Genomic DNA, 769 nt, shown 5'->3' with positions numbered 1-769 from the left:
TGAAAGCGGCACGCTTCCCGGCCTATAAAGACCTCTCGGGCTTCGACTTCGCCGCCAGCGAGATCAACGAGGCTACCGTTCGGACCCTGCATCGCGGTGAGTTCATCGATGGGGCCCAGAACGTCGTCCTGATCGGTGGCCCAGGCACCGGCAAGACCCATGTCGCGACGGCCCTTGGCATCCAGGCGATCGAGCATCATCGCCGCAAGGTCCGCTTCTTCTCCACCATCGAACTGGTCAATGCCCTCGAACAGGAAAAGGCCAAGGGTAAAGCCGGCCAGATTGCTGAAAGCCTGACCAGGCTCGACCTCGTCATCTTGGACGAGCTCGGATATCTGCCGTTCAGCGCCTCAGGCGGGGCGTTGCTGTTCCACCTGCTCAGCAAACTCTACGAACGGACCAGCGTCGTGATCACCACCAACCTCAGCTTCAGCGAATGGGCCACCGTCTTTGGTGACGCCAAGATGACCACCGCCTTGCTCGATCGCCTCACTCATCGCTGCCACATCCTGGAGTCCGGAAACGACAGCTTCCGCTTCAAGGCAAGTTCAGCCGCAACAGCCCGAAAAAAGAAGGAGTGAAACCCGCCCTTGACCCAAAACTGAACCGAAATCCATAATCAGAGGTGGGTCAAATCTCGATGGAAAACCCGGGTCACTTCTCAGTGGAAATCAACAGCCGGGATCTTGTCGATCACAGTCAGCCGCGTCGGAAACGTCGTGCCGTGACGCGCATAGACCGAGCCGTCAATCGCCGCCGAGAAGACGAC

The 769-nt window shown here is 58.9% G+C and carries 1 protein-coding gene; it reads left to right on the top strand.

The annotated features are described in order from the left end of the window. Window positions 1-581, top strand: a 581-nt coding sequence (gene istB / locus PKE99_RS38075; RefSeq protein ID WP_271215103.1) for an IS21-like element helper ATPase IstB, incomplete at its 5' end; no start/stop codon positions are given. Window positions 582-769 lie beyond the last annotated feature (188 nt).

Origin of the sequence: Pseudonocardia halophobica (assembly GCF_027922425.1) — a bacterium.
In the GTDB taxonomy this organism is placed as follows: domain Bacteria; phylum Actinomycetota; class Actinomycetes; order Mycobacteriales; family Pseudonocardiaceae; genus Pseudonocardia; species Pseudonocardia halophobica.
The sequence above is the reverse complement of the archived record's forward strand: the minus strand, read 5'-3'. Positions and strand labels throughout refer to the sequence as shown.